Genomic DNA, 26,019 nt, shown 5'->3' with positions numbered 1-26,019 from the left:
TGAATTGACGCTGCCGTCTTCACTGCTCACCATGCACCGGCCTTGCGTGCCCCCCCTGCCTGGGAAACGGTCACGTACCCGTAGCACCGCAGCTGAATACAATTTCAAGAAACGAGCAGTCTATGAACCACTCCAAGATCCCCCCCGCCGCGCCCCGGATGTCCCAGGGCTCGATCGGCGACAAGCTCCGCGGCGCCTTCGGCGTCGGCAAGACCCGTTGGGGCATGCTCGCCCTGGTGTTCTTCGCCACCACCCTGAACTACATCGACCGCGCCGCCCTCGGCATCATGCAGCCCGTGCTGGCCAAGGAAATGAGCTGGACGGCGATGGACTACGCCAACATCAATTTCTGGTTCCAGGTCGGCTATGCCATCGGCTTTCTGCTGCAAGGCCGACTGATCGACAAGGTCGGGGTCAAACGGGCCTTCTTCTTCGCTGTACTGCTGTGGAGCCTGGCCACGGGGGCCCACGGCCTGGCCACCTCGGCGGCAGGTTTCATGGTTTGCCGCTTCATCCTCGGCCTGACCGAGGCCGCCAACTACCCGGCCTGCGTCAAGACCGTGCGCCTGTGGTTCCCGGCGGGTGAGCGGGCCATTGCAACGGGGCTGTTCAACGCCGGTACCAATGTTGGCGCCATGGTCACCCCCGCGCTGTTGCCGCTGATCCTGGCTGTGTGGGGCTGGCAGGCTGCGTTCATCGCCATGGGCAGCCTGGGCCTGGTGTGGGTCGTGCTGTGGGTATTGAAGTACTACAACCCTGAAGACCACCCCCGCGTACGCCAGAGCGAGGTGCAGTACATCCAGCAGGATGACGAGCCCGAGCCAACCCGCGTGCCATTCAGCCGGATCCTGCGCCTGCGTGGCACCTGGGCTTTTGCAGTGGCCTATGCGATTACCGCACCGGTGTTCTGGTTCTACCTGTACTGGCTGCCGCCGTTCCTGAACCAGCAATACAGCCTGGGCATCAACGTGACCCAGATGGGGATCCCGTTGATCATCATCTGGCTGACGGCAGACTTCGGTAGCATCGGGGGTGGCATTCTGTCGTCGTGGCTGATCGGCCGTGGCGTGCGTGCCACGACAGCGCGGCTGGTGTCCATGCTGATCTTTGCCTGCACCATGCTCAGCGTCATCTTTGCCGCCAACGCCAGTGGATTGTGGGTCGCGGTGGCGGCCATCTCGATCGCGGTGGGCGCGCACCAGGCGTGGACGGCGAATATCTGGAGCCTGGTGATGGACTACACACCCAAGCATCTGGTGAGCACCGTATTCGGCTTCGGCAGCATGTGCGCGGCAATTGGCGGGATGTTCATGACGCAGATTGTCGGCAGCGTGCTGACCGCTACCAACAACAACTATGCCGTGCTGTTTACCATGATCCCCGCCATGTACTTCCTGGCGCTGGTGTGGATGTATTTCATGGCACCGCGCAAGGTCGAGAGCGCCTGAGAGCGCTAGCTACTTACCTCTACGGGGCCCTTGCGGGCCCTTTTTTTGGCCTGGTGTTTCTTGAGAAGCAAACAACGACAAGGCAATGTTCGGCGTGGGAGCGGGTTCACTCACGAACGTGACGCAGCCGGTGACAGGCGCCACGTTCGCTCGATCAGACGGTGGCCAACACCGCCTTGGCTTTCTCCAGCGCCATGCGCGCGCGCTGTTCGCCGCTGATGCCCTGCTCCAGCAATTGCCGCGTGGGGATTTCCAGGCTCAGCGGCACGCTCGGCGGCAAGGCGCGCAACAGGCCAACCAGGTCGGCGTCGCCATCACCCGGGAAGCGTCGCTCGTTACGCGCCTGGCGCAGGATCTCGTCCATGTCAGCCGGTACCGGGCCAGCAACGTCACACAGTTGGGCATAGCGCATGCGCTGCGGCTTCAGCTGCGCCAGGTCGTCCAGCGAAGAGCCGGAGCGGTTGAAGTGGAAGGCATCCACCAGTACGCAGCCATTGACGCGGTCGGCGTTGGCCACCACCCGCATGGCCTGGCGCAGGTCACGTACGTCGGTCCAGGGCATGAACTCCAGGTGAGGGTGAATGCCGTATTGCGCCGCCAGCTCGCACAATGCGGCAAAGCGTTCGGTCAGGCGCGCTTCGTCAGGGTCGTTGCCCGCTACCAGCAATTCAGTGCCACCCAACCCGGCGCCCACCGCCAGGATCGCTTCGAAATCGGCCACACAGGTGGCCGGTTCAAGACGCAGGATCTCCAGGTCAAGCACCTTGATACCCGTGTCGCGCAAGCGCGCCTGGGTTTGCCGGCGCAGTTCGGCATCGGCGACCAACGGGAAATGCCGCTCCTGTTCGGTGGCTGGCACCAGCCGTAGACCGACATGGCTGTAACCCGCTCGGGCGGCGGCCTCGACCATGTCCGGTGGAGACAGCTCGAGCACCGTCAGGGCCGCGAGGGAAAAAATTCGATCAGTCATTTATCATCACCCGCAATAGTAAGGTTGTATCAGCCAATGTGCTCGGGCGCGCAAGCCCGACCGCTTTGGGCTGCCTGCCTTATCGCTTCGATCAGCGCCAGTGTGCGCCCCCCGTCGGCAGCGTCGATCAGCGGCGCCTGTTCACCCCGGGCAACCCGCACAAAATGCTGCAATTGCAGGGTCAATGCCTCGCCGGCGGGGATGCTCTCCGAGCTTTGCAACAGGGGCGTATGCCAGCCCGAGCCTGCCTCGGCGTAATGCCAGCGCTTGAGCTCGGGAATGCTCAGTGCTCCTTGGGTACCGGCCAGCAGATAGCACGGCTGGCCATCCTGGCGCGGGTACACAGGGCTTTCGCCAGCGTCCAGCTCCCAGCTCCACGGTGCAGCCACCGCGTCGGACCCGGTCAGGCTGCCCAGGGCACCGTTGGCAAACTGCAGCAGCACCGCGGCGCTGTCTTCGTTGGCAAAACCGCGGACATCGTTGCGGGTGAAGGCCTGCACCTGCACCACCTCGCCGCACAGGTAACGCAACAGGTCAAGGTCATGGATCAGGTTGGTCAGCAAGAAACCGGCCCCTGGCTCGCGACGCCAGGGCGTTTCGAAATAGCTGTCGGGCTTTTGCAGTTGCCACAGCGCGGTGACGTTGATCAAACGGCCCAGCTTGCCTTCGTTGATCACCTGGTGCGCCTTGGCGATCAGCGGATTGTGTCGGCGATGGTGCCCTACAAGCACCGGCACACCTCGGCGGCGTGAGGCTTCCACCAGTGCACGCACTTCATCCAGGTTCACGCCCACCGGTTTCTCTACCAGCACAGGCACTCCGGCCTCGACACAATCCAGGGCGGTGGCGACATGCAGGTTGTTGGGGTTAGCGACGATCACTGCCTCGGGGCGCGCATGCGCCAACATTTGCCGGTGGTCGGCAAAGCAGGGCACACCACACTCGGCAGCGAAGGCCTCGGCCTGCGGGCCGGGGTCGGCTACCGCACACAGTTGGGCTTGCGGCACATTGCGCAAGTGCTGGTAATGCTGCCGGCCCATAATGCCGGCGCCAATCAAGGCAATACGAAGGGGTGCGTTCAACAGCCTGTCCTCTTGTCATTGTTGTTATGAAATTTTGAAACCGGGTTCCGAAATTCATACTCGACAATTTAGAACCAAGTTCAGCTTTTCAGAAGAACGGGCGCAACAGACTGTGCGGTAATCGACCGGAATATCCTCTCAGGCAAACAGCTCGCTGGCGGGACTGGCCGCCGACAGCTCTTCTGCCGCCGACAGCAATAGCGGTGCCAGCGCGGTAAGGCGGCTTTGTGCCAGCCGCGCGCTGGGCCCCGCGATGCTCAGCACGCCGATCACCTCGTCACTTTGCGGGCGGCGTACCACTGCGGCCAGGGCTGAGGTGCCGATGGCGGAGGTCTCCTCGACCCAGGCATACCCACGCTCGCGGGCGCGGTGCAGGTAGGCGAGCAGCTCGTCGGTGGAGCGTGGCGCGTTCGGGCCGAACTGGTCGGGGTCGGCAATACCTTGGCGCAACACCATCTGCAGCGCCTGCTCATCGTCCAGGCTGGCCAACCAGGCATGCCCGGAGGCGGTATAGAACAGCGGCGCGTCGCGCCCCATATCCGGGTCGTAGCGCAGCCCGGAGCGGGCGCCCTGAGACTTGGCGATCCAGGTTTGCCGGGCACCGTCGATCACCCCAAGGCGCACCAGCTCACCGCTGTCCTGGGCCAGGCGGTCAAGAATCGGCTGGATGATGTCGGCACCGTTGCTGGCGAGGTAACGAAAGCCCAGCGCTACCAGCTTGGCCGACAGCTGATAGCGGCTGTTTTCCCGGTTCTGGCGCACGTAGCCCAGCCGCACCAGCTCCGTGAGCATGCGGTGGGCAGCGCTTTTGGGAATGTCCAGGCGCTCGGCCAGGGTTTGTAACGGCAGCCCTTGGGGTTCACCGGTAAGGCTTTCTACAAGACTGAAGGCGCGTTCGATCTGACTACCAGCCATGTCACAGGTCCCTGATTTTTTTGCGGATTCTAGAAGATGATTCCACATCGTCGCTAGCCAGCGCAGCTCGGGCCACCTCGAATGTCCGATGATCGCCCAGTTCTTGCCTGACATGACCAACCTGACCTTGCAGGACCACCCGCTGCCGATAAGAATGTGGAACATTGTTCTAATAAAAGCACAGGAAACCCGCAATGCCTTCCGCTCCTCTCGAAACCGAATGCGATGTACTGGTCATAGGTTCTGGCGCCGCCGGGCTGGCGGCGGCTGTCACGGCTGCCTGGCATGGGCAGAAGGTGATCGTGGCGGAGAAAGAACCGGTGTTTGGCGGTGCCACCGCCTGGTCCGGCGGCTGGGCCTGGGTGCCACGCAACCCGCTGGCGCGCAGGGCCGGCATCGAGGAAGACATCGAGCAGCCGCGGACTTATCTGCGCCATGAGCTGGGGGCGAACTACAATGCCGAGCGCGTCGATGCCTTCCTTGAGGCGTGCCCGCACATGGTGGCGTTTTTCGAGAAGTACACGGCGTTGCAGTTTGCCGACGGCAACGGCATCCCGGACATGCATGGCGATACGCCGGGGGCAGCCCTTGGCGGCCACCAGGTGATCGCCGCGCCCTACGATGCCCGCGAGGTTGGCGCCCTGCTGCCACGCTTGCGCAAGACCATGCGCGAAACCTCGTTCATGGGCATGCCAATCATGGCCGGTGCCGACCTTGCCGCCTTCCTCAACATGACCCGCTCGCCCAAAGCCCTGCTGCACGTGTGCAAGCGCTTTGGCCGCCACCTGTACCACCTGGCCCGCCATGGTCGGGCCATGCACCTGGTCAACGGTGTGGCACTGGTGGCGCGCCTGGCTAAATCGGCACAGGACCTGGGTGTGCGCCTGCAAGCGTCGGCGCCGGCCAAACGCCTGCTGATCGAGAATGGCCAGGTACGCGGGGCGTGGGTCGCGACGCCACAGGGCGAGCAGCTGATCCGCGCCAAGGCCGTGGTGCTGGCGGCAGGTGGTTTCCCCAATGACAACGCCCGGCGCCAGCAACTGTTCCCGCGCGATGCCAGCGGCCACGACAACCTGGCGCTGCCGCCCAAGGGGTGTTCTGGCGATGGCCTGCGCCTGGGCGAATCCGCCGGCGGTGTGGTTGCCACCGACCTGAAGTCGCCGGTGGCCTGGGCACCGGTTTCACAGGTGCCGTATCGCGACGGCAGCGTCGGCCACTTCCCGCACATTATCGAGCGCGGCAAACCGGGCGTTATCGGTGTGCTGGCCAACGGCAAGCGTTTCGTCAACGAAGCGCATGGCTATTACGACTATGTGTCGGCCATGGTCGCTGCAGTGCCGCAGGGCCAGGAGGTGTGCTCGTGGCTGGTTTGCGATCATCGCTTCTTGCGCCGCTATGGCCTGGGGCATGCCCGCCCGGCACCGCTGCCGGTAGGGCCGCATGTGCGCAACGGCTACCTGAAACGCGGCGCCACGCTCGAGCAGCTCGCCCAGGCCTGCGGCATTGACCCGTCTGGGCTGCGCGCCACGGTCACTGATTTCAATAGCCATGCCCGTAACGGCCAGGACCCGGCGTTTGGCCGCGGTTCCACGCCGTTCAACCGCAAGCAGGGTGACCCACAGCACAAGGGCCCTAACCCGTGCGTGGCGCCCATCGAGCACGGGCCGTTCTATGCGGTGAAAGTAAAGCCCGGCTGTTTTGGCACCTTTGCCGGGTTGCGCACCGACGGCAATGCCCGTGTACTGGATGAGGCCGGGCAACCGATTGCAGGCCTGTATGCAGCAGGTACCGACATGGCCAGCGTGTTTGGTGGCTGGTACCCGTCGGGTGGCATCAACCTGGGGCCGGCGCTGACCTTTGGCTATGTCGCCGGGCGGCACATTGCCGGGGTGCAGGGGTATGAGTGAACTGACCCACAATACCCGGGTGGTCGGCACTCTGCAGGAGGACGCAGGGAAAGGCCGTGGCGCTTGAATCGAGCGCCACGCGGTCTGATTTTTCAGCGCTGTCGTCCCTCAGCTCACTGGTCTCGCTGCGCTGCGCTCCTGAATCTGCGCCAGCCAGTAGGCCACATCCACCTCGTCGATCTGCTCGGTGCGCAGGAAGCGCTCGGCATATTGACGGTATACCCCACTGCTGAGGAACAGTTGTAGCAGTTGCCCGTCGACGTGCCCCTCGCGGGCCATGGCCACCAGGATCTTCACCGATTCGGACAGCGTCTTCGGGGGTTTGTAAGGCCGGTCTGCTGCCGTCAGTGCTTCGAAGATGTCGGCAATCGCCATCACCCGCTCGGCGATGCCCAGGTCCTGCCCGCCCAGGCGGCGCGGATAGCCGCTGCCGTTCATCTTTTCGTGGTGGTTGCCGGCGATGTCGGGTACCCGCTTGAGCTGGCGCGGGAGCGGCAGCGCACTGAGCATGATGATGGTCTGCACGATGTGTTCGTTGATCTTGAAGCGTTCTTCGTCAGTCAGCGTGCCACGGCGGATCGACAGGTTGTACAACTCGCCGTAGTTGCTGGCGTGGCCTGGCAGGTGCATGTCGAACCCCCAGATATTACGCGGGTCATCCTTGACCACCGGCGGCGTGCGGGTGCCCCAGTGCACGCAGTGCTCGGGGCGATCAGCCAGCAATGCCTCCTCTGTCGGCAGTGCAGGCTGCGGCACGCCGACAAGGCGTTCCGCCTCGTCACGGGAGATGCCCAGGCGGTTATCGAAATGGCGCAGCCAGCGGCGCTTGCCGATCACCTGCAAACGCTGGATATCGGTGTCCTGCATGAACTCGCCGCCGATGTTGGCCTGGGCGACGAAAGCGAAGTCGTCCTGCAGCTCGGCCTGGCTTCGCTGCAGTGCGGCTTTCAGCACCTGCTGGTCGGCGCCACTGGCCAGGCCTTGCCAGTAGGCCAGCTCCGCATCGCGCCACAGCACTTCGAAACGCATGCGGACTTCGTGGATGCGGTTGTACAGGGTCTCCAGCTTGGTCGCCTTGTCCACCACGTACTCGGGGCTGGTGACCTTGCCACAATCGTGCAGCCACGCTGCCACACGGAACTCGTACCGTTCTGCCTCGGTCATGCTGAAGCTGGCGAACGGGCCGCTGTCGGCTGCCACTGCCTGATCCAGCAGCATCTGCGCCAGCTGAGGCACCCGCTCGCAGTGGCCACCGGTATAGGGGCTCTTGGCATCGATGGCGTCTGCCAGCAGCTTGATCATGGCGTCCAGCAGGCGTTGCTGGGCTTCGACCAACTGGCGGGTTTCGATAGCCACCGCAGCCACTCCGGACAATTCCTCGACAAAGCGCCGGAATGCCTCGCCCACCCGCTCCTGCGCCTGCTCTTCGTCCATTTGCAGGACCAGGATGCCCAACAGTGCCTGGCTACGGTCATTCAGCACCACGGCCAGACTGCGCTCATGCAGGCCGAGGGCCTGGGTCACTGTTACAGCCAAGTGCTGCCGGGCGCCCTCATCCACTGCCAGCTCGCTTGGGTAGTGTTCACCGCGGCACGAGGCGGCCAGGCGCAGCAAAGCCTGTTCAGCGTCATACAGGTAAACCCCGCCGGCGTCGCCCCCGGCAGCTTCTACCAGATGGTTCAGCACGCCGTCGAGCATGCGCTCCAGGTTTCGCTCACGGCTGAGCGTAAGGGTAATCGCCTGAAAGTGACGAATGGTACCGGACATGCGGCTCAGCACGCGGCTCAGCTCACGCACCTCGGAAACCCGCGAGTGCACGCCCACCTCACGGCTGAAATCAAAACTGGCCAAGCCTTGAACCTGCTCGCGCAACAGCCGCAGCGGGCGGCCAATGCGCCGGCCAAGCACACCGCCGAGCACCAGCAGCACGGCCATCAGCGCCACGGTCCAGAGCAACTGCTCGTACAAGACTTTGCGCGCCCCCACCAGTAACTCGTGGCCGGGTACGGCAATCAGCACGTACAAGTCGTGCCCGGCCAGGGTGGTCAGATGCACACGAATGCCATACCAGGTCTGGCCATCCACCTGATAAGGCTGAGGCTGGTTGCCCTTGGGCAGGTCAGCGTATAGCCGCGCCAGGCTGGGAGCGCCCAGCTCGGCGACACGCGACAGGCGCACGCCTTGCCCTTCGTGCACGATTGCCCGCTGCGGGTCCGGATAGGCCACAACGTTGCCCTGGTCATCGACCACCACGATCTCGGTACCCGGGGTCATGCGCAGGTCCTGAGCCTCGCTGGCCAAGTCGTTGACCGAGACATCCAGGCCGATCACGGCGCCACCGTCGACGCTACGTTGGGCCATGGTCAAGCCGACCTCGCGGGTGGTGAAGAACACATAAGGGCGGGTCAGTACAGTAGCGGGTTGTACCGTGGCTTCAGCGAACCAGGGGCGCAGGCGTGGATCGTAGCGATAGTCAGGTTTGGCCTGGGCCTGCAACAGGTTCAGCGCCCGATCATAAAAACGCCACTCTCCCTGCACCTTGGCGCCCTCGCCATGGCTGACGCTCTGCACCAGAAATGCCGTGCCCGGTGGAGCGGCGAAACGCTGCATCAGCTGCGGGTCATGCAGGCGACGCACCAGCAGGAACTCGCCGCTGGGGTAACCCAGATAGGCGGCGCTGAGCATGCGGTTGGCGTCCAGCATTTCCACCAGTTGTGGCAGCCGATCCAGGCGCTGTGCCTGGGTGTGCACAGTCGGGTTGTGGGCAAGCAGGCGAATGCTGCTTTGCGCAGGCTCGATCAGGCGCCTGGCGCGCTCGTCGATCGTCTTGGCAACCTGCTGGGCGGCATCGCCAGCAGCAGCCACAAGGGTTTGGCGAATACCGCGGTACCCCTGCCAGGCCAGGGCAGCGCCGAGCAGCAGCATGCCCAGCACGATGGCCAGCGCCACCAGCCACTGCAGTGAAATACCACGTCCTCTATTGCCAACGACACGCCCCGTCGACACGCAGCCCATCCCAGGTACTCCATGTGCGGCACATTGCCTTGGCTGATGTCTGCAGCAGTGTAGAGTGCATGTGAGCGTTCTGCCGGGTCGGCAACACGTTTACAGACGATCGTGCAAGGCTTTGTACCGCGACGCAGGCGACGTGGGCCATGATCAGGAAATCAGTCGCGCAACTGGTACCAGGTGGTCTTGAGCTGCGAATACTTGTCGAACGAATGCAGTGACAGATCACGGCCAAACCCCGACTGCTTGCCCCCACCGAACGGCACCGTCACATCCAGCGCATCGACCGTGTTCACCGATACGGTACCGGCTTTCAACGCCCGCGCTACCCGGTGCACCTGGTTGAAGTCGTCGCTCCACACCGAGGCTGCCAGGCCATAGATGCTGTCGTTGGCCAGGCGCACCGCTTCTTCTTCGGTGTCGAAGGCGCTGACCGCCAGCACCGGGCCGAACACCTCCTCCCGCGCCAGGCTCATGCGGCCGTCGACACCGGCAAAAATGGTCGGCTCGATGTAGTTGTCCGAACCTTCGACGGTCAGGCGTCGGCCGCCACACACCAATCGCGCGCCCTCTTGCCCGGCACGCACGATGGCGGCCTCGATGCGGCCGGTCTGCTCGGCATCGACAATGGCCCCGGCGCGGCTCGCCGGATCCAGCGGGTTACCGGGCAGCCACTGGCGAGCCTTGGCCTGCAGGCGCTCGATGAACTCATCGTGGATGGCACGCTGCACGTACAGCCGCGAGTTGGCCGAACACACCTCGCCCTGGTTGAAGAAAATGCCGAAGGCGGCCTTTTCCGCCGCCAGGTCCAGGTCCTGGCAGTTGTCGAACACCAGGTTTGGGCTCTTGCCGCCGCACTCCAGCCACACCTGCTTGAGGTTGGACTGCGCCGAATACTGCATGAAGTACTTGCCCACCTGGGTGGAGCCGGTGAATACCAGGCAGTCCACATCCGGGTGCAGGCCCAGCGCCTGCCCGGCCTGCTCGCCCAGGCCCGGCACCACGTTCAGTACGCCTTCCGGCAACCCCGCTTCCAGCGCCAGTTGGGCCAGGCGCAGGGCCGAAAACGGTGATTGCTCGGCGGGCTTGAGTACCACGCTGTTACCGGCAGCCAGCGCCGGGGCCAGCTTCCAGGCGGCCATGTCGAGGGGGAAATTCCACGGCACCACAGCCGCGACCACACCGAGTGCTTCGCGGGTGATGGTGGCCAGCGCCGTGGGCGCCGTGGGCGCCACTTGGTCGTACAGCTTGTCCAGCGCTTCGCCGTACCAGCCGAACACATGTGCAGAGCCCGGCACGTCGATGGTGTAGGCGTCCATCACCGGCTTGCCCATGTTCAGCGAGTCCAGCAATGCCAGTTCTTCACGATGGGCCATGATCAGCTCGGCCAGGCGCAGCAGCACCTTCTTGCGCTCGCCCGGCGCCATGCGCGGCCAGGGGCCTTGCTCGAAGGCTCGACGGGCGCTGGCGACAGCCAGGTCGACCTCGGCCTGGCCGCAGGCGGTAACCTGTGCCATTAAGTTGTGGGTGGCGGGGTTGATGGCTGCGAAGGTGGCGCCATCCTGTGCGTTGACGGGTTTGCCGCTGATAAGCGCCTGGGATGGCAGGTACAGATCCGAAGCGCGCTGTTGCCAGAATTCGAGGGTATACATGTGTACTCCTGGTAAACATGGGAGCAATCTTTTGGATGGGGGCGTCGTCCCACGGATGAATCGCCGGGGCTGCTTTGCAGCCCAATCGCGACACAAGGCCGCTCCCACAAGAACAGCGTTGCCCCTGCAAGCGACGCGATTGCTGTGGGAGCGGCCTTGCGTCGCGGTCGGGGCGCGAAGCGCCCCCAGAAGGCTTAGAGCTTGCCGACCAGCCTCGCCGTGCGGTCTACGGCTATCCGGGTCTTCTCCACCAGCTCATCCAGCTCGCTGTGGTTGGCGATCAAGGCCGGGGCCATGATCATCCGGCCCAGGGTCGAGCGAATGATCACCCCTTCCTCGAAACCAAAGGTGCGGCACTGCCAGGCCAGGTCGTTCTCGTTGGCAAAGCGCTTGCGCGTCGGCTTGTGCTCGGCAAACTGCAGCGCCGCCACCAGCCCGGCCCCTTGCACCTGGCCGATCAATGGGTGATCGGCAAACACTTCGCGCAGAATGCGCTGCAGGTACGGCCCCGTGTCGTCCTTCACCTGGCGCACGATGCCTTCGTCACGCAGCGCCTTCAGGTTGGCGATGGCCACTGCCGCCGCCACCGGGTGGCCGGAATAGGTCAGGCCGTGGGCAAATACCCCGCCGCGCTCCACCAACGCCTCGGCAATGCGCTTGCTCAGCACCAGGCCGCCCATGGGCACATAGCCGCTGGTCAGGCCCTTGGCAATCGACAGGGTGTCGGGCTCGAAGCCGAAGTATTCATGGGCGAACCATTCGCCGGTGCGGCCAAAGCCACCGATCACCTCATCGGCGCACAGCAGCACGTCGTACTGGCGGCAGATACGCTGGATTTCCGGCCAGTAGCTTTCCGGCGGGAAGATCATGCCGCCGGCCCCCTGGAAGGGTTCGGCAATGAAGCCGGCAACGTTCTCGGCACCCAGTTCGAGGATCTTTTCCTCCAGCTGCAGGGCGCAGCGGCGGCCGAACTCGGCCGGGGTCAGTTCACCGCCCTCGGCGTACCAGTAAGGTTCGTCGATGTGTGCCACATCCGGAATCAGCCCGCCCATGTCGTGCATGAACTTCATCCCGCCCAGCGCCGTGGCCGCCAGGGTCGAGCCGTGGTAGCCGTTCCAGCGGCCGATCATGACCTTCTTGCCTGGCTGGCCAACCACCTGCCAGTAGCGGCGCACGGTGCGGATCAGTACCTCGTTGGCCTCGGAGCCGGAGTTGGTGTAGATCGCGTGGCTGTAGTGCCCCGGCAGCAGGCTGAACAGCAACTCGGACAGTTCGATCACCGCCGGGTGGGTGGTGTGGAAGAACATGTTGTAGTAGGCCAGCTGATCCATCTGCGTGGCTGCGGCGGCCGTCAGGTCACGACGGCCATAACCGAGCTGGGTGCACCACAGGCCGGACATGCCATCCAGGTAACGCTTGCCCTCGCTGTCCCACAGGTGCAGGCGTTCGCCCCCGACGATCACCCGCGGCCCTTCGGCGTTCAGCGCCTTCTGGTCGAGGAAGGCATGAATGTGGTGGGCGGCATCGGCTGCCTGGTAGTCACGGGTCTGGCGTTGCGGGGCGAAAGGCGCGTTCATTGTTGGTTTTCCTTTGCGGTGGGGTTGCAGGGCAGCTGGCGCTCAGCGCAGCTTGCCCATGTAGCTTTCCAGCGGGTCCTTGCCCAGCACGCCCTGGGCATTGGCCAGTGCGTCGATGAACAGGGAGAACAGTTCGGACTGGGTGCCGATGTCGAGCTTGACGTAGACGTTCTTGCGGTGCGACTTGATGGTGTCTTCCGACACCCCCAGCCGCTCGGCCAGCGACCTGGTCGAGTGACCACGCAGGATCAGCTGGGCGATACGGCATTCACGCTCGGTCAGCAGCGAGCTGCCGAAGTTGTTCAGCGCGGCATGGATACGTTGCTCGAGGATGTTCTCGAAGCGGCCTGCGCGGCTGTCCAGCCCGGCAAAATGCTTGCCGAGTACCGCCAGCACCCAAGGCGTGATGAGCCCGAACCGCGTGCGGCTTTGCCCATCCAGCTTGTCGGTGAAGGCCAGCGACACCGCCAGGCTTTGCCCGGGCGCCACCTGCAGGATGTAGTTGAGTTCGTCCTCCAGGTGCGAGTGGCGGTAGAACGATTGGTAGTATTCGCTGACCTCGAAGTGATCGGGCGCCACTTCGAACAGGCCGTAGCAGCCGGATTCGACCTGTTCCACACAAGCACCGTAGAACGGGTCAAGCAGGTAGAAGCCCGACAGGTAGCGGCTGACATTGCCTTCGGGCTGCCAAGGTGCCTTGTCATCCTGCTCGAACAGCGCACAGGGCATGCCGTCGTGCGGGTACAGGTACACCGTGGTCGCCTGGATCGGCCGTATCACACTCAATGCAGCAAACAGGCTGGCGGCAAAGCCCGGCCGGCCGATCGCCTCGGTGACCTTGGCCTGGTGCTCGAACCATTGTGCTGAAAGCAATTGATTAGTCACTGTAAGCCTGCCGTTTCTTCTCAGTGGCACCGCCGCCAGTGCGGTGCGTCGTTGAGCAGATACTCCCACGGGGCCGCAGGCACCGGAATCACCCTTTGGGGTGAGCCGGGCAAGGGCAGTGGCCGCTCACCCCAAAGGGTGATTCCGGGTGCCTACAGGGTGTGGGAGCATCAACCCGCCCCAGCGCTGCGAGCTTTCCGCTCGACCTCCTTGCACAGCACCTAACGGTCGCGAGCCTGCTCGCCTGCCGCGGTGTCCTGCATCCCTTTTCAGGAGTTAGCAATGCATACAACAACAAGTACAGCCCATAGCCCCGCCCCGCATGCACCCTCGCAACCCGGCACCAGCACCGGCCGCTTCCGCAAGTCCATGAGCATGACCGCCCTGGTGCTGTTTGGCCTGGCCTACATGGTGCCCCTGGCCGTATTCACCACCTACGGGCTGGTCACCCAGATGACCAAAGGGCACCTGCCCACCGCCTACCTGCTCACGCTCGCCGCCATGCTGCTGACCGCCTACAGTTACGGCCGCATGGTCCAGGCCCACCCCTACTCCGGCTCGGTCTACACCTACACGCGCAAGGCCTTCGGCAGCCATATCGGCTTCATCACCGGTTGGACACTGCTGCTCGATTACATCTTTCTGCCGCTGCTCAGCTACCTGCTGATCGGCATCTACATGTCGGAATACTTCCCGACCATCCATGCCTGGGTGTGGGTGGCGGGCTCCATTGCCCTGGTCACCTTCCTCAACCTGATCGGCATCGAGTCGATCACCCGAGTCAACTGGATCCTGGTGGTGGTGCAATTGGTGTTCATCATCGTCTTCGTCGCCCTGTCCATTCTCAAGCTCAGCGGACAGGCGGAGCCGGTGTCGCTGCTGGCCCCCTTGCACCACGAAGGCTTCAGCGTGCCGTTGATCATGACCGGCGCCGCCGTGCTGTGCCTGTCGTTCCTCGGCTTCGATGCGGTATCGACCATGGCTGAGGAAACCAGTAACCCGACCTACCGCATTCCCGTGGCGATTCTGGCGGTGTCGTTGATCGGCGGCCTGCTGTTTCTGGTGGTGTCTTATTGCGCACAGATGGTGTTCCCCGATTGGGGCAGCTTCGCCGATCCGGATTCGGCGTCGGTCGACGTGATGCGCCGGGTGGGCGGCGAGCTGCTGGTAACCGCCTTCACCGCGACCTACGTGGCCGGCTGCTTCGCCTCGGCCATGGTGTCCCAGGCCAGCGTGTCGCGCGTACTGTTCGCCATGGGCCGTGACGGCGCATTGCCGCGGGCATTCGGCCAGCTGGTGACGAAAAAGCGCGTGCCGGCCACTGCCATCCTGGTGGTCAGCCTGCTGTCGCTGATCGCCCTGGTGATCACCCTGGATACCGTGGCGAACATGATCAGCTTTGGCGCACTGTTCGCCTTTTCGGCGGTGAACCTGGCGGTGGTCAAGCACTACCTGGTTGACCAGAAACTGCGCGGTTGCCGCAACTGCCTGCTGTACGGCGCCATTCCTGGCCTGGGCTTTCTCAGCACGCTGTGGCTATGGAGCAGCCTGACCAGCCTGTCGTTCACCATCGGCCTGTGCTGGATGGGCCTGGGCCTGTTGGTGCTACTGGGGCTGACCCGGGCGTTGCGCGTGAAGCTGCCAGAGTTGCAGATGGCCGAGTGAGCCCTGACGCCTTGCGTGACCGCTCCTGCAGGGCATCGCGAGAACCCGGGTGATAACTGCTCGTTATCACCCGATCCGGATTAATCATTATTCAGCCCCCCGTTCGCCCCCTACAGTCCTGACCCACGATTGTCATTGCCAACGGGAAACGAAATGTCCATCGAACACCGCCTGAACCACATCGCCGGCCAGCTCAGTGGCCACGGTGACGTGCTGCTGCACAGCCTCGACGCCCACACCGGTGAAGCACTGCCCTACGCCTTCCACCAGGCGACCGGCGATGAAGTCGAGGCCGCCGCCCAGGCCGCCGAGGTGGCCTACCCGAGCTACCGCAGCACCCGCCCGGACCAACGCGCCGCTTTTCTCGACGCGATCGCCAGCGAACTGGACGCGTTGGGTGATGACTTCATCCAGGACGTGATGCGCGAAACCGCACTGCCTGAAGCGCGCATCCGCGGCGAACGCAGCCGCACCAGCAACCAGCTGCGCCTGTTTGCCGAAGTGGTACGGCGTGGCGACTTTTACGCTGCACGCATCGACCGCGCCCTGCCCCAGCGCACCCCGCTGCCGCGCCCGGACCTGCGCCAGTACCGCATCGGCGTGGGCCCGGTGGCCGTGTTCGGCGCCAGCAACTTCCCTCTGGCCTTCTCCACCGCTGGCGGTGACACCGCTTCGGCGCTGGCCGCCGGCTGCCCGGTGGTGTTCAAGGCACACAGCGGGCACATGCTCACTGCGGCCCATGTGGCCGCGGCCATCGACCGAGCAGTGACCGGCAGCGGTATGCCGGCAGGCGTTTTCAACATGATCTACGGTGCCGGTGTGGGCGAAGCGCTGGTCAAGCACCCAGCCATCCAGGCAGTCGGCTTTACCGGCTCGCTGCGCGGTGGCCGCGCCCTGTGCGACATGGCCGCAGCGCGCCCGCAGCCGATCCCGGTGTTCGCCGAAATGAGCAGTATCAACCCGGTGATCGTGCTGCCGCAGGCTCTGCAGGCTCGCGGTGAACAGGTGGCAACCGAGCTGGCCGCCTCGGTGGTGCTGGGCTGCGGGCAGTTCTGCACCAACCCGGGCCTGGTGGTGGGTATCCGGTCGCCACACTTCGAGCATTTCCTGCAAACGCTGGTGGCACGCATGGCCGACCAAGGCCCGCAGACCATGCTCAACGCGGGCACCCTGCGCAGCTACCAGAACGCTGTGCAGCACTTGCTGGCGCACCCGGGTATCCAGCATCTGGCCGGCCAACCGCAAACGGGTAACCAGGCTCAGCCGCAGTTGTTCAAGGCCGACGTGAGCCTGCTGCTCAATGGCGACCCGCTGTTGCAGGAAGAAGTGTTCGGCCCTTGCACCGTGGTGGTTGAAGTGGCCGATGCCCAGCAACTGGCCGAAGCATTGCGTCACCTGCAAGGTCAGCTGACCGCCACCCTGATTGCCGAACCTGACGACTTGCGCGCCTTTGCCTCACTGGTGCCGTTGCTGGAACGCAAGGCCGGGCGCTTGCTGCTCAATGGCTACCCGACCGGCGTGGAGGTTTCCGATGCCATGGTGCATGGCGGCCCCTACCCGGCCACCTCCGACGCCCGCGGCACTTCGGTCGGCACCTTGGCCATCGACCGCTTCCTGCGCCCGGTGTGCTTCCAGAACTACCCGGACGCACTGCTGCCGGATGCGTTGAAAAACGCTAACCCGCTGGGGATTGCCCGGTTGCTGGAGGGTGTGAGCAGCCGCGAGGCGGTGTGATCTTTCATGGCTGCAACCCGTGCCGGCCTCTTCGCGGCTATAGCCGCCAAGAGGCCGGCACTGGCGCTTCGAGCTGTATACAATCAGTAAAAAGCTTGCTTACAATACCGAGCGCCTATGACATCGGTAATCGCCGATGCGTATTGCGCAGGCTTGCACCATGTCATCTACAAACCCTGCAAAAACGCTCCTCGTCAAAAACGCCGCACTGCTGGTCACCATGGACGGCGAACGCCGCGAAATCAAGAACGGAGGCCTGTTCATCGAAGGCAACCTGATCAAGCAAGTCGGCCCCAGCGATACCCTCCCGCAGCACGCCGATGTGGTTCTGGACATGGCCGGCAAGGTGGTCATCCCAGGCCTGGTCAACACCCACCACCACATGTACCAGAGCCTCACCCGCGTGGTACCGGCAGCTCAGGACGGCGAGCTGTTCAACTGGTTGACCAACCTGTACCCGATCTGGGCGCGCCTGACCCCCGAGATGATCGCGGTGTCGACCCAGACCGCCATGGCCGAGCTGATCCTGTCCGGCTGCACCACCTCCAGCGACCATCTGTATATCTACCCCAACGGCTGCAAGCTCGACGACAGCATCCACGCGGCGGCCGAGATCGGCATGCGCTTCCACGCCGCGCGCGGCAGCATGAGCGTGGGGCAGAGCCAAGGCGGCCTGCCACCTGACGCGGTGGTGGAAAAGGAAGCCGACATCCTCAAGGAATCGCAACGCCTGATCGAGGACTACCACGATGCCAGCCACGGCTCGATGCGCCGTATCGTGGTCGCGCCATGCTCGCCGTTCTCGGTCAGCCGCGACCTGATGCGCGAAGCTGCCGTGCTGGCGCGCCAGTATGGGGTGTCGCTGCACACCCACCTGGCCGAGAACGTCAACGACATCGCCTACAGCCGCGAGAAGTTCGGCATGACCCCTGCCGAGTACGCCGAAGACCTTGACTGGGTCGGCCATGATGTATGGCATGCCCACTGCGTGCAGCTCGACCAGCACGGCATTGAGCTGTTCGCCCGCACCGGCACCGGCGTCGCCCACTGCCCATGCTCGAACATGCGGCTGGCCTCGGGCATCGCCCCGGTACGCAAGATGCGCGACCACGGCGTACCGGTGGGCCTGGGGGTCGATGGCTCTGCCTCCAACGACGGCGCCAGCATGATCGGTGAAGTGCGCCAGGCCCTGCTGCTGCAACGGGTGGGCTTCGGCCCTGACGCGATGACCGCACGCGAAGCGCTGGAGATAGCCACACTGGGTGGCGCGAAAGTGCTCAACCGCAATGATATCGGCGCCCTGGCCCCGGGCATGGTCGCCGATTTCGTCGCCTTCGACCTGGGCCATGTGGCGTATGCCGGCGGCCACCATGACCCATTGGCGGCACTGGTGTTCTGCACCCCGACCCAGGTGCATACCAGCGTGATCAACGGCCGCGTCGTGGTGAAAGACGGCCAGCTGGCCACCGTCGACCTGCCGCGCGTACTGGAACGCCACAACCAGCTGGCCCATCAGCTGGTCAGTGGCACTTGAGGCCAGGCATCAGCTCGGCATCGCCGGGTTGAATGAAGGTCATGCGCAGCCCTCTGGGCTGCGCTGTCATGTAGAAAAGCTGCGGGTAGCGCGCACTACGATGTCATGTCCACTCAAAGGTCCATGACCATCTCATGCCAGGCCATACCGCCGTGGTCCGACGGCGACGGTTTCACGTATCGGTAGCCCAGCTTCTGGTACAGGGCCACATGCTGCTCCTTGCACATCAGGTGAATGGTCTGCTTGCCCGCCGCGTGCATGCGCCCGATGAATTCGTTCATCAACAGTTTGGCGTAGCCTTTGCCCTGGTGGGCCGGGTCTACAACCACCGACATGATCACCACGTTCGCGGCCGCCGGGTCATGGCCGACCAGCTCCTTGAAGGCCTCGTCGGACATCACGACCTCGTGGGCGCAGCCACTGTTGATGAAACCAACAATCTCGCCGTCGCTTTCCAGCACCAGGAAGCCTTGTGGGTACTGCGTGATACGCGTGCGGATTTTCTCCAGCGTGGCCGCCTCATCCCCTTCATAGGCGCCAATTTCGATGGCGTAGCAACGCTCGGCATCGGCGGGAACGGGGGTGCGGAACTGAAGGGCGCTCATGGCAAGTATCCTTGGCAATGGTAAAGACAGCCGCCATGATAAATGAGCCTCGACCTTGCGCTCCATCATTGCGAACTCGGTCAGGTCGGGCGTGTGACGCTTGATGCTTGCCAAGGATGGCAAGCATCATGGGGACCTTGCTCTATTGCCACGGATACGCCGATGACCGCTGTAACTTCCCCCTTCACCGAACCCAGCCGCTGCAAACGCCTGAAAGCGGCCAGCAGCAGGGATCATGACAGCGTCGATCAACTGGTAATGGCAGCGCGGCCCTTCGAGAACCGCGAGCGTTATGGTCGCTTCCTGCAGGTGCAGCACCGCTTTCATGGCAGCCTGCTGGCGTTGTATCAGGATGAACAGCTCAACCAGCAACTGCCGGGGCTGGCGGCGCTGTCACGTTTTGCAGCAGTTGAGGCCGACCTGCGCGACCTGGGCCTGTCGCTGCCAACGTCCACCCAACCGGTCTGTGTCAGCTCGGCCCAGGCCTTGGGATGGCTGTATTGCAGTGAAGGCTCCAACCTGGGGGCGGCGTTTCTCTACAAGCACACGCAACGTCTTGGGCTGGAGGGTGACAAGGGCGCCCGCCACCTGGCCCCTCACCCGGATGGCCGAGCGCTGCATTGGCGCGCATTTGTTGCCAGGCTGGACAGCCTGGTGCTGGGGGAGCAGGAAGAAGCAGAGGTGGTGAAAGGGGCGATTGCTGCGTTCGACAGTTACCGGCGGCATTTGCGTGAGGTGTTTGCAGGCCTATGACTGACCAGTGGGGCACTCACGGCGGCTACTGCACAGAGCCAACCACCCCGGCAAAGTTCTTCAAGTTGTTGCTGTAGCGAACTTTTTCTTGATTCCCTGTCTATGTGTGAGGCACAGAAGGTAGCGGAACGCGAGACAGGGTTCGCCCCACACCTGCTGGCCAGATGGCTCATTCGTTATCAGAGGTTGGCTACGCTCATGAAAATACATGTCGCAAGGTTGGTGCTGCTCGGCCTGTTCTCGCTCGCGGCGGTGGGCACGGCATCGGCAACGCAAATGAAAGCCGCCGAACCGGTTTCACCGGCTGTCCAGTCACCGTTAAAGCCAGCCGGCAACCCTTGGTCGAGCGTGGCCAGCGTGGCCGTTGAACAGCCAGCCACCCTCCTGGCGCATGATGACGATCGCTGGCACGACCACCGAAGCGACTGGCGCCGCGAACAGTGGCGGCGTGAACAAGCCCGCCGGGACTGGGAGCGGCGGCGCGACTGGGAACGGCGCCGTGATTGGGAGCGCCGCCATGAGCGCGCCATGCGCCAGCGTCATCATGACGCGCATCATTACTACCGCCGTTGAAGCCCAAGCAATCGGTTTTAGGGGCAGTGTCAGTCGGCCAGCTGCGGAGCCTCCCCCGCCGCCTCTGCCTCCATCTTCAAGCGGTCCGCCTTGCAGATGTACTTGGGCTTGCGTGGCGCCAGTTTGGCACTGGCCTTTTTGGCATGCGCCTGCAATAGCTGCTTGATCTTCTTACGACGGTTCATAGTCTACGGGGCCTTTCAGGACGTTTCGCTGCCGCCATCATACCCCGGCAGCCTGGGAAAACGCAGTGAACAGCCCAGCTTATGCCTGCTACGGCCACGCAGGTCACAGGATTCAACGCGTTGACGTATTTTTCACAGTCCGCAGATTAGCGTCACGCCCTTTCCGGTCACGCGCACAACCGCTGGCCGCCAAGGTACGACGAGGCATACGTGTCAAACACTACATCCCCCGCCGCGCACAAGCGCGTAGACTGGGCCGGCCTCGGCTGGCTCTTGCTGTTCTTCTGGTATTTTTCCGGTGTAACCCAGGCGCTGCTGCTGTTCAGCGGGACGACCGGCTTCGCCGGTTTTCGCGATGCGTTATTCCTCAGCAGCCTATGGCTGGCGCCCGTCCTGTTGCTGCCGCGCTTCACCCGCGCCACCGCGGCAATCATTGGTCTGGTGCTGTGGGCTGCATCGCTGGTGGGCCTGAGCTACTTCGGCATCTATCGCCAGGAATTTTCGCAAAGCGTCATCTTTGTGATGTTCGAGTCCAACACCGCCGAGGCTGGTGAGTACTTCAGCCAATACTTCAGCGTGGGGCTGGGCCTGGCACTGGTGCTGTACACGCTGGTCGCGGTAATGCTGTGGCGGCGCGTGCGCCCGGTCAGCCTGCCGCTGCGCAGCCGCCTGCCGGTGGTCGTGCTATTGCTGGTGGCCAACCTGGTCATGCCGTTCTACAAGCAGATGGTCACCCAGGAGCGAAACTTCGCCGATGCGCTCGAAAAAGTGCAGCAGCGAATGGAGCCGGCCGTCCCTTGGCAGTTGCTGGTCGGCTACCGACAGTACCGCCAGCAACTGGACAACATGCAGAAACTGCTGGCCCAGAATGCCGCACTGCCACCGCTGCAAAACCTGCGAGACAGCAGTGGTACAGCGCCTCGCACTCTGGTATTGGTGCTCGGCGAGTCGACCACCCGCGAGCACATGCACCTGTATGGCTATAACCGCGATACCACGCCCAACCTCGACGCGCTGGCCGCCAGCGACAAGGGCCTGACCGTGTTCCGCGACGTGGTATCGCCGCGCCCGTACACCATCGAAGTGATGCAGCAGATTCTCACGTTCGGCGACGAGCAGAACCCGGACCGCTTCCTCAGCGACCCGTCGCTGATCAACCTGCTGAAACAGGCAGGCTACAAGACCTTCTGGATCACCAACCAGCAGACCTTGACCAAGCGCAACACCATGCTCACCACCTTCTCGCAGCAAACAGACGCGCCGGTGTACCTGAACAACCAGCGCAACCAGAATGCCAGCCAATACGATGACGTGGTGCTGGCACCGTTCGAAAAAGCCCTGCAAGACCCTGCGCCCAACAAGTTCATCATCGTGCACCTGCTGGGCACGCACATGGACTACCGCTACCGCTACCCGGACGACTATGCGCACTTCAACGACAAGCAAGGTGTGCCAGCCAAGCTGACGGCGGACCAGGTAGAAACCTACAACTTCTATGACAACGCGGTGCGCTACAACGACTATGTGGTGTCGACCCTGATCAGGCGTTATGCGGCAGGCAACCCCAACGGGTTCCTGATGTACCTGTCCGATCATGGTGAAGACGTGTACAGCTCCGGTGACCACGACCGCCTGGGGCGCAATGAAGGCGCACCGACCCGGCCGATGTACACCATCCCGTTCCTGCTGTGGACCTCGCCTAGCTGGCAGGCCGAACACCCGCGTGACTTGCAGGCAATGGCCAACCGCCCCTACAGCAGTTCGCATCTGATCCATACCCTGTCAGACCTGGCCGGATTGAGCTACGACCGCTATGAACCGGCGAAGAGCCTGGTGAGCCCACAGTTCGTGGCAGCACCACGCTGGATCGGCGATCCGTACCGCAAGGATGGCTTGCGCGAGTTCGATCAGCTGCCGCAGGACAAGGCCGACGGGGCACAGGAAACAGCCAGCACCCGGCAGTAATAAGGCCGGTTCATGCCCGGCAGCTACCCTGCAGGGCACTCCCCCGCACCGCCTCGGCCAACTTGCGCAGGTTGGCCTGGTGTGCATTCACCAGGCTGGTGATGCTGTTGTCCGCGGCAGTCTGCACGGACGTTCGGCAGGTCAGCTCGGCCTGCCCTTGCTGCTTCAGGCGCCACACCGCCTCCAGCGAGGCATAGCGCCCTGGTACCGTGTCGAAGCGCTGCACATCCACCCGCAGCGACGCCTTGCCACCGCCCGCCGGGCCGCCCAACAGGTCCTGCAGGGCGCTGCGGAATTCATCCACCAGGTTGGCGCCCCACCACTCCGTCTCCAGGATGGCCAGGCCGCTCTGCCCTTGCCGCACCACCAACTGTGGGCGGTCGACCTGGGGCGGCACAGCCACCCTGACCACCTGGATGCGTTGGCCGCTGTCACGTACCGGGTCGCTCGGTACCAACGTGTGGTAGTTGTTCGGCGTACTGCTGCAGCCCCCGAGCCACACCAGCAGGCTGGCCACACATACATTGCGCAGTCGTTGCATCGGCTGTCTCCTCAGGGTTCAAGGTCTGCGGGCCCGGCCGCTTTCGGCCGGCCACGAATGAGCGACTCGGGGTGGCGGCCCAGGTAGTCGGCAAGGTCACGTAGCGACCGCGACATGCGCTCCAGCTCGTCCAGTGTTTCGCCCATTCGCTCGCGCTGCGGCGAATCTTCGGAAATGGCCGAGTTGGCCGTGCGCAGGGTCTTGTGCACCTCGTCCAGCGCCACCTTCACCTCCGGCAGCGTCTGGCCATTGAACTGCCTGAGGCTGGCGCGCAGCTCACGCAAGCTACCGTCCAGGTTACCGGCGATGCTTTCCAGCGGCAGCTTGGCAATGCGCTCCATCACCCGCTGCAGCTGTTCCTGCAACTGCTCAAGGCTGCCGGGCAGCGTCGGGATCATGATGGGGTTGGCAGCCATGTCGAAGGTCACCTTGGGGGCATCCGGGTAGAAGTCCAGCGAAATGAACATCTGCCCGGTGATCAGGTTGCCACTACGCGCCTGGGCCCGCAGCCCATGTTCGACAAACGTGCCAATCAGTTTCCGCGCACCTTCAAAATCGCCCTCGGTGTGCTTGAACACCGCCAGCATCTTGCGGTGCACCGGCCCTAGCCGCTGGGGGTAGATCACCGCATCGACCACTACCGGGAAGGTTTGCCGCGTAGCATCGTAATCGAGCTGGATCGAGGTGACCCGGCCAAATTCCACACCCTTGAACTCCACTGGCGCCCCCACCGACAGGCCCCGCATGGCCTGGTCGAAGCGCAACTGCAGGTACTGCGCCTGGCCATGCGGAGGCGACAGCGCCATGTCGCGGTCGGCGAATAGCTGGAAGTGGGCCTGATCGGCAGCAGGCTCGGCTTGCGCGGCGAAATCGGGCGAGCCGAAGGCCAGCCCGCCCACCAGAATCGACGACAGCGATTCGGTATCGACCTTCAGGCCATTGGCACCGATCTGCATGTCGATGCCACTGGCATTCCAGAAGCGCGTGTCATCAGTGACGAATGTGTCGTAGGGCGCCTGCACGAACACGCCAATCTCTACCCCCTTGCCATCACTCTGGAGCGCAAAGGACACCACTTCGCCCACCGGGATCTTGCGGTAGTAGATCGAAGAACCGATATCCAGCGAGCCCAGGTCGCTGGCGACAAGAACGAAACGCTTGCCCTTTTCGTCATAGGTGATCGGCGGTGGCAGCTCCAGGCCGACAAAGGACTTTTCCGGCACCTTCGACTCGCCGGAATCGGCCCCGATGAAACTGCCCGAAAACAGCGTGTCCACCCCGGAAACCCCGCCCACGCCGATGCGCGGTCGCACCACCCAGAAGCGCGCCCCCTGGGTGGCAAACGAACGGGCATCGTTGGAGAGCTGAACCTTGGCCACCACGCTCTTATTGTCGTCGGCCAAGTCCACCGTGGTCACTTCGCCGATCACCACGCTGCGGTATTTTACCTGGGTCTTGTGCGCCACCAATCCCTCGCCGCTGTGGAAAGAAATGGTGATCACCGGCCCTTGCTGCATCCAGTTGCGCACCACCAGCGAAGCGCCGATCAGGATCGCCAGGATCGGCACGATCCATACCAGCGACACACTCCAACGTCGGGTGCGCACTTCAACCTGCCCAGGGCCCTCGCGCTTGTCAGTCTGTTGCCCCATCAATGCGGCCTCCCCTCGTTGGCATGGCTATCCCAGATCAAGCGTGGATCAAAGCTCATCGCAGAGAACATGGTCAGCACTACCACCATGCCAAAAAACAGAATGCCCACACGCGGCTCGATGGTGCCCAGCCCGCGCAGTTGCACCAGCGCAGCCACCAACGCCACTACCATCACATCGAGCATGGACCAATAGCCGATCAGCTCGACGAAGCGGTACAACTGCGAACGCTGCCGGCAGGCCCAGGAAGAACCACGCTGGGCAGTGAACAGCAGCAGGCCAAGGGAAAAGAACTTGATGGCGGGCACACCCACGCTGGCAATGAAAATGATCAGCGCGATGTCCCAGGCCCCGGCTTCCCAGAACTCCAGCACGCCACCGCCAATGGTGCTTTCTGTACCACTGCCGAGCATTTCGGTGTGCATCACCGGCAGCAGGTTGGCGGGGATGTAGAAAATCAGTGCGGCCAGCAGAAACGCCCAGCCACGGCTGATGGCATTGGCCTTGCGCCGGTGAATGACGGCGCCGCAACGGTTGCAGGTGTGCGCGCCACTGCGCGTGTCGCATGCCTGGCCACAGCCATGGCACAGACACAAGCCAAGGTCGTGCGCCATGGCTGGGACAGTCATACCTGTTCCCACAAATCGCGGATGTCCTTGCCGGCAATGTGGATGATCAACATGCTCAGTGCGGCCAGGGCCAGCAGGCCGATACCGGGGATCACATCGAGCAGCCCCGCCAGCTTGATCACCGCCACCATCGCCCCCAGCAGACACACCTCCAGCATGCTCCAGGGCCGCAGGCTTTCCAGGCCACGCATGCACAGGGCAAAGCCGGGGGCACGCTGACCGGCAAGGGCAAAACTCAACACCCAGCACAACAGGGCAATTTGCAGCAGCGGCGCAAAAATGATCGACAGCGCCATGACCAGGGCGATGAAGGTGATACTGCCGTGACTGAGGATCTGCACGGCGTCCCACAATGTGGCCGAGTGGGTCAGCCCCTGCATGCCGATGGTCATCACCGGGTAATAGTTGGCGAACACCAGCAGGACACCGCCAGTCACACTCAATGCCAGCCGCTGCTCGATGGTCAGTGACCTGTGCCGGTACAGCACGCCGCCACAGCGCGGGCAAAGGGCTCGTTGATGTTTGAGCAGCGGTGCGCGGTGGTACACCGTGTCGCAATACTCACAGATGATCAGATCTTGCGTCTGGCTCATGGTTTGCCCGCAGGTAGCCTTGGATCAGGCCAAGAGGCTAATCGGAACGGCGTCTGATATCCGGTGTAGACCATCTGGGCAAAACTTCCATCACGACCTCAAAGGCGAACTATCCTGTGAGGCGGGCTTTCTGCCCGGTGGAGGT

The 26,019-nt window shown here is 63.6% G+C and carries 21 protein-coding genes; 8 read left to right on the top strand and 13 right to left on the bottom strand.

What is annotated here, in order from left to right:
- Window positions 1-122 precede the first annotated feature (122 nt).
- Entirely contained in the window at window positions 123-1,448 is a 1,326-nt protein-coding gene (locus BJQ17_RS05845; RefSeq protein ID WP_003250858.1) for an MFS transporter, read from the top strand.
- A gap of 154 nt (window positions 1,449-1,602) precedes the next feature.
- Here the strand turns inward: BJQ17_RS05845 and BJQ17_RS05840 are convergent, their stop codons facing one another.
- The 3 genes from BJQ17_RS05840 to BJQ17_RS05830 form a co-directional block, all read right to left on the bottom strand.
- On the bottom strand, window positions 1,603-2,418 hold the full coding sequence (locus tag BJQ17_RS05840; RefSeq protein ID WP_070095734.1) for a sugar phosphate isomerase/epimerase: 816 nt from the start codon (window positions 2,416-2,418) through the stop codon (window positions 1,603-1,605).
- A gap of 29 nt (window positions 2,419-2,447) precedes the next feature.
- Window positions 2,448-3,500 (bottom strand): Gfo/Idh/MocA family protein, encoded by a 1,053-nt coding sequence (locus BJQ17_RS05835; protein WP_083285018.1) that lies wholly within the window; start codon window positions 3,498-3,500, stop codon window positions 2,448-2,450.
- A gap of 138 nt (window positions 3,501-3,638) precedes the next feature.
- Window positions 3,639-4,415 (bottom strand): IclR family transcriptional regulator, encoded by a 777-nt coding sequence (locus tag BJQ17_RS05830; RefSeq protein ID WP_003250853.1) that lies wholly within the window; start codon window positions 4,413-4,415, stop codon window positions 3,639-3,641.
- 194 nt (window positions 4,416-4,609) lie between these two features.
- On the opposite strand from BJQ17_RS05830, the gene BJQ17_RS05825 reads away from it, so the two are divergent.
- A complete protein-coding gene (locus BJQ17_RS05825; RefSeq protein ID WP_070095733.1) occupies window positions 4,610-6,322 on the top strand; it encodes an FAD-dependent oxidoreductase in 1,713 nt (570 codons plus the stop codon).
- A 108-nt stretch (window positions 6,323-6,430) separates the two neighbouring features.
- Here the strand turns inward: BJQ17_RS05825 and BJQ17_RS05820 are convergent, their stop codons facing one another.
- From BJQ17_RS05820 to BJQ17_RS05805, 4 genes are all read right to left on the bottom strand, one after another.
- Window positions 6,431-9,337 carry an HD domain-containing phosphohydrolase gene (locus tag BJQ17_RS05820; RefSeq protein ID WP_070095732.1) on the bottom strand — a complete coding sequence of 969 codons (2,907 nt, stop codon included), beginning with the start codon at window positions 9,335-9,337 and terminating at the stop codon, window positions 6,431-6,433.
- 152 nt (window positions 9,338-9,489) lie between these two features.
- Window positions 9,490-10,983 (bottom strand): aldehyde dehydrogenase, encoded by a 1,494-nt coding sequence (locus tag BJQ17_RS05815; RefSeq protein WP_070095731.1) that lies wholly within the window; start codon window positions 10,981-10,983, stop codon window positions 9,490-9,492.
- Between the two features lie 194 nt (window positions 10,984-11,177).
- Window positions 11,178-12,560 (bottom strand): aspartate aminotransferase family protein, encoded by a 1,383-nt coding sequence (locus BJQ17_RS05810; RefSeq protein WP_004575424.1) that lies wholly within the window; start codon window positions 12,558-12,560, stop codon window positions 11,178-11,180.
- Window positions 12,561-12,602: 42 nt separating this feature from the next.
- On the bottom strand, window positions 12,603-13,445 hold the full coding sequence (locus BJQ17_RS05805; protein WP_014859221.1) for a helix-turn-helix transcriptional regulator: 843 nt from the start codon (window positions 13,443-13,445) through the stop codon (window positions 12,603-12,605).
- Window positions 13,446-13,727: 282 nt separating this feature from the next.
- Between BJQ17_RS05805 and BJQ17_RS05800 the strand changes: the two genes are divergently transcribed.
- The 3 genes from BJQ17_RS05800 (at window position 13,728) to BJQ17_RS05790 (ending at window position 18,378) form a co-directional block, all read left to right on the top strand.
- Window positions 13,728-15,110 carry an APC family permease gene (locus tag BJQ17_RS05800; protein WP_012052810.1) on the top strand — a complete coding sequence of 461 codons (1,383 nt, stop codon included), beginning with the start codon at window positions 13,728-13,730 and terminating at the stop codon, window positions 15,108-15,110.
- A gap of 153 nt (window positions 15,111-15,263) precedes the next feature.
- On the top strand, window positions 15,264-16,844 hold the full coding sequence (locus BJQ17_RS05795) for an aldehyde dehydrogenase (NADP(+)) (protein WP_070095730.1): 1,581 nt from the start codon (window positions 15,264-15,266) through the stop codon (window positions 16,842-16,844).
- Between the two features lie 160 nt (window positions 16,845-17,004).
- Window positions 17,005-18,378: an 8-oxoguanine deaminase gene (locus BJQ17_RS05790; protein WP_070095729.1), complete on the top strand. Its 1,374-nt coding sequence runs from the start codon at window positions 17,005-17,007 to the stop codon at window positions 18,376-18,378.
- 113 nt (window positions 18,379-18,491) lie between these two features.
- On the opposite strand, the gene BJQ17_RS05785 is transcribed toward BJQ17_RS05790, so the two are convergent.
- On the bottom strand, window positions 18,492-18,983 hold the full coding sequence (locus BJQ17_RS05785; RefSeq protein ID WP_047603929.1) for a GNAT family N-acetyltransferase: 492 nt from the start codon (window positions 18,981-18,983) through the stop codon (window positions 18,492-18,494).
- Between the two features lie 162 nt (window positions 18,984-19,145).
- Between BJQ17_RS05785 and BJQ17_RS05780 the strand changes: the two genes are divergently transcribed.
- Together BJQ17_RS05780 and BJQ17_RS05775 are read left to right on the top strand one after the other, a co-directional pair.
- Entirely contained in the window at window positions 19,146-19,736 is a 591-nt protein-coding gene (locus BJQ17_RS05780; RefSeq protein ID WP_070095728.1) for a biliverdin-producing heme oxygenase, read from the top strand.
- 198 nt (window positions 19,737-19,934) lie between these two features.
- Window positions 19,935-20,309, top strand: coding sequence for a hypothetical protein (locus tag BJQ17_RS05775; RefSeq protein ID WP_014860835.1), 375 nt, complete (start codon window positions 19,935-19,937; stop codon window positions 20,307-20,309).
- A 29-nt stretch (window positions 20,310-20,338) separates the two neighbouring features.
- Here the strand turns inward: BJQ17_RS05775 and BJQ17_RS05770 are convergent, their stop codons facing one another.
- Entirely contained in the window at window positions 20,339-20,494 is a 156-nt protein-coding gene (locus BJQ17_RS05770) for a DUF2986 domain-containing protein (RefSeq protein ID WP_003250831.1), read from the bottom strand.
- Window positions 20,495-20,704: 210 nt separating this feature from the next.
- On the opposite strand from BJQ17_RS05770, the gene BJQ17_RS05765 reads away from it, so the two are divergent.
- On the top strand, window positions 20,705-22,459 hold the full coding sequence (locus BJQ17_RS05765; protein WP_003250829.1) for a phosphoethanolamine transferase CptA: 1,755 nt from the start codon (window positions 20,705-20,707) through the stop codon (window positions 22,457-22,459).
- A 10-nt stretch (window positions 22,460-22,469) separates the two neighbouring features.
- Here the strand turns inward: BJQ17_RS05765 and BJQ17_RS05760 are convergent, their stop codons facing one another.
- From BJQ17_RS05760 to BJQ17_RS05745, 4 genes are read right to left on the bottom strand one after another with little or no spacing between them, the layout of a single operon-like run.
- Window positions 22,470-23,000 carry a membrane integrity-associated transporter subunit PqiC gene (locus BJQ17_RS05760; protein WP_003250828.1) on the bottom strand — a complete coding sequence of 177 codons (531 nt, stop codon included), beginning with the start codon at window positions 22,998-23,000 and terminating at the stop codon, window positions 22,470-22,472.
- Window positions 23,001-23,011: 11 nt separating this feature from the next.
- Entirely contained in the window at window positions 23,012-24,652 is a 1,641-nt protein-coding gene (locus tag BJQ17_RS05755) for an intermembrane transport protein PqiB (protein ID WP_003250825.1), read from the bottom strand.
- A complete protein-coding gene (locus BJQ17_RS05750) occupies window positions 24,652-25,281 on the bottom strand; it encodes a paraquat-inducible protein A (protein ID WP_012052818.1) in 630 nt (209 codons plus the stop codon). Before BJQ17_RS05750 ends, BJQ17_RS05755 begins: the two co-directional genes overlap by 1 nt.
- Window positions 25,278-25,874 (bottom strand): paraquat-inducible protein A, encoded by a 597-nt coding sequence (locus BJQ17_RS05745; RefSeq protein ID WP_003250821.1) that lies wholly within the window; start codon window positions 25,872-25,874, stop codon window positions 25,278-25,280. The genes BJQ17_RS05750 and BJQ17_RS05745 overlap by 4 nt, the downstream gene beginning before the upstream one ends.
- Window positions 25,875-26,019 lie beyond the last annotated feature (145 nt).

It is taken from the genome of Pseudomonas sp. NBRC 111139 (genome assembly GCF_001753955.1).
Lineage (GTDB): Bacteria > Pseudomonadota > Gammaproteobacteria > Pseudomonadales > Pseudomonadaceae > Aquipseudomonas > Aquipseudomonas alloputida.
The sequence above is the reverse complement of the archived record's forward strand: the minus strand, read 5'-3'. Positions and strand labels throughout refer to the sequence as shown.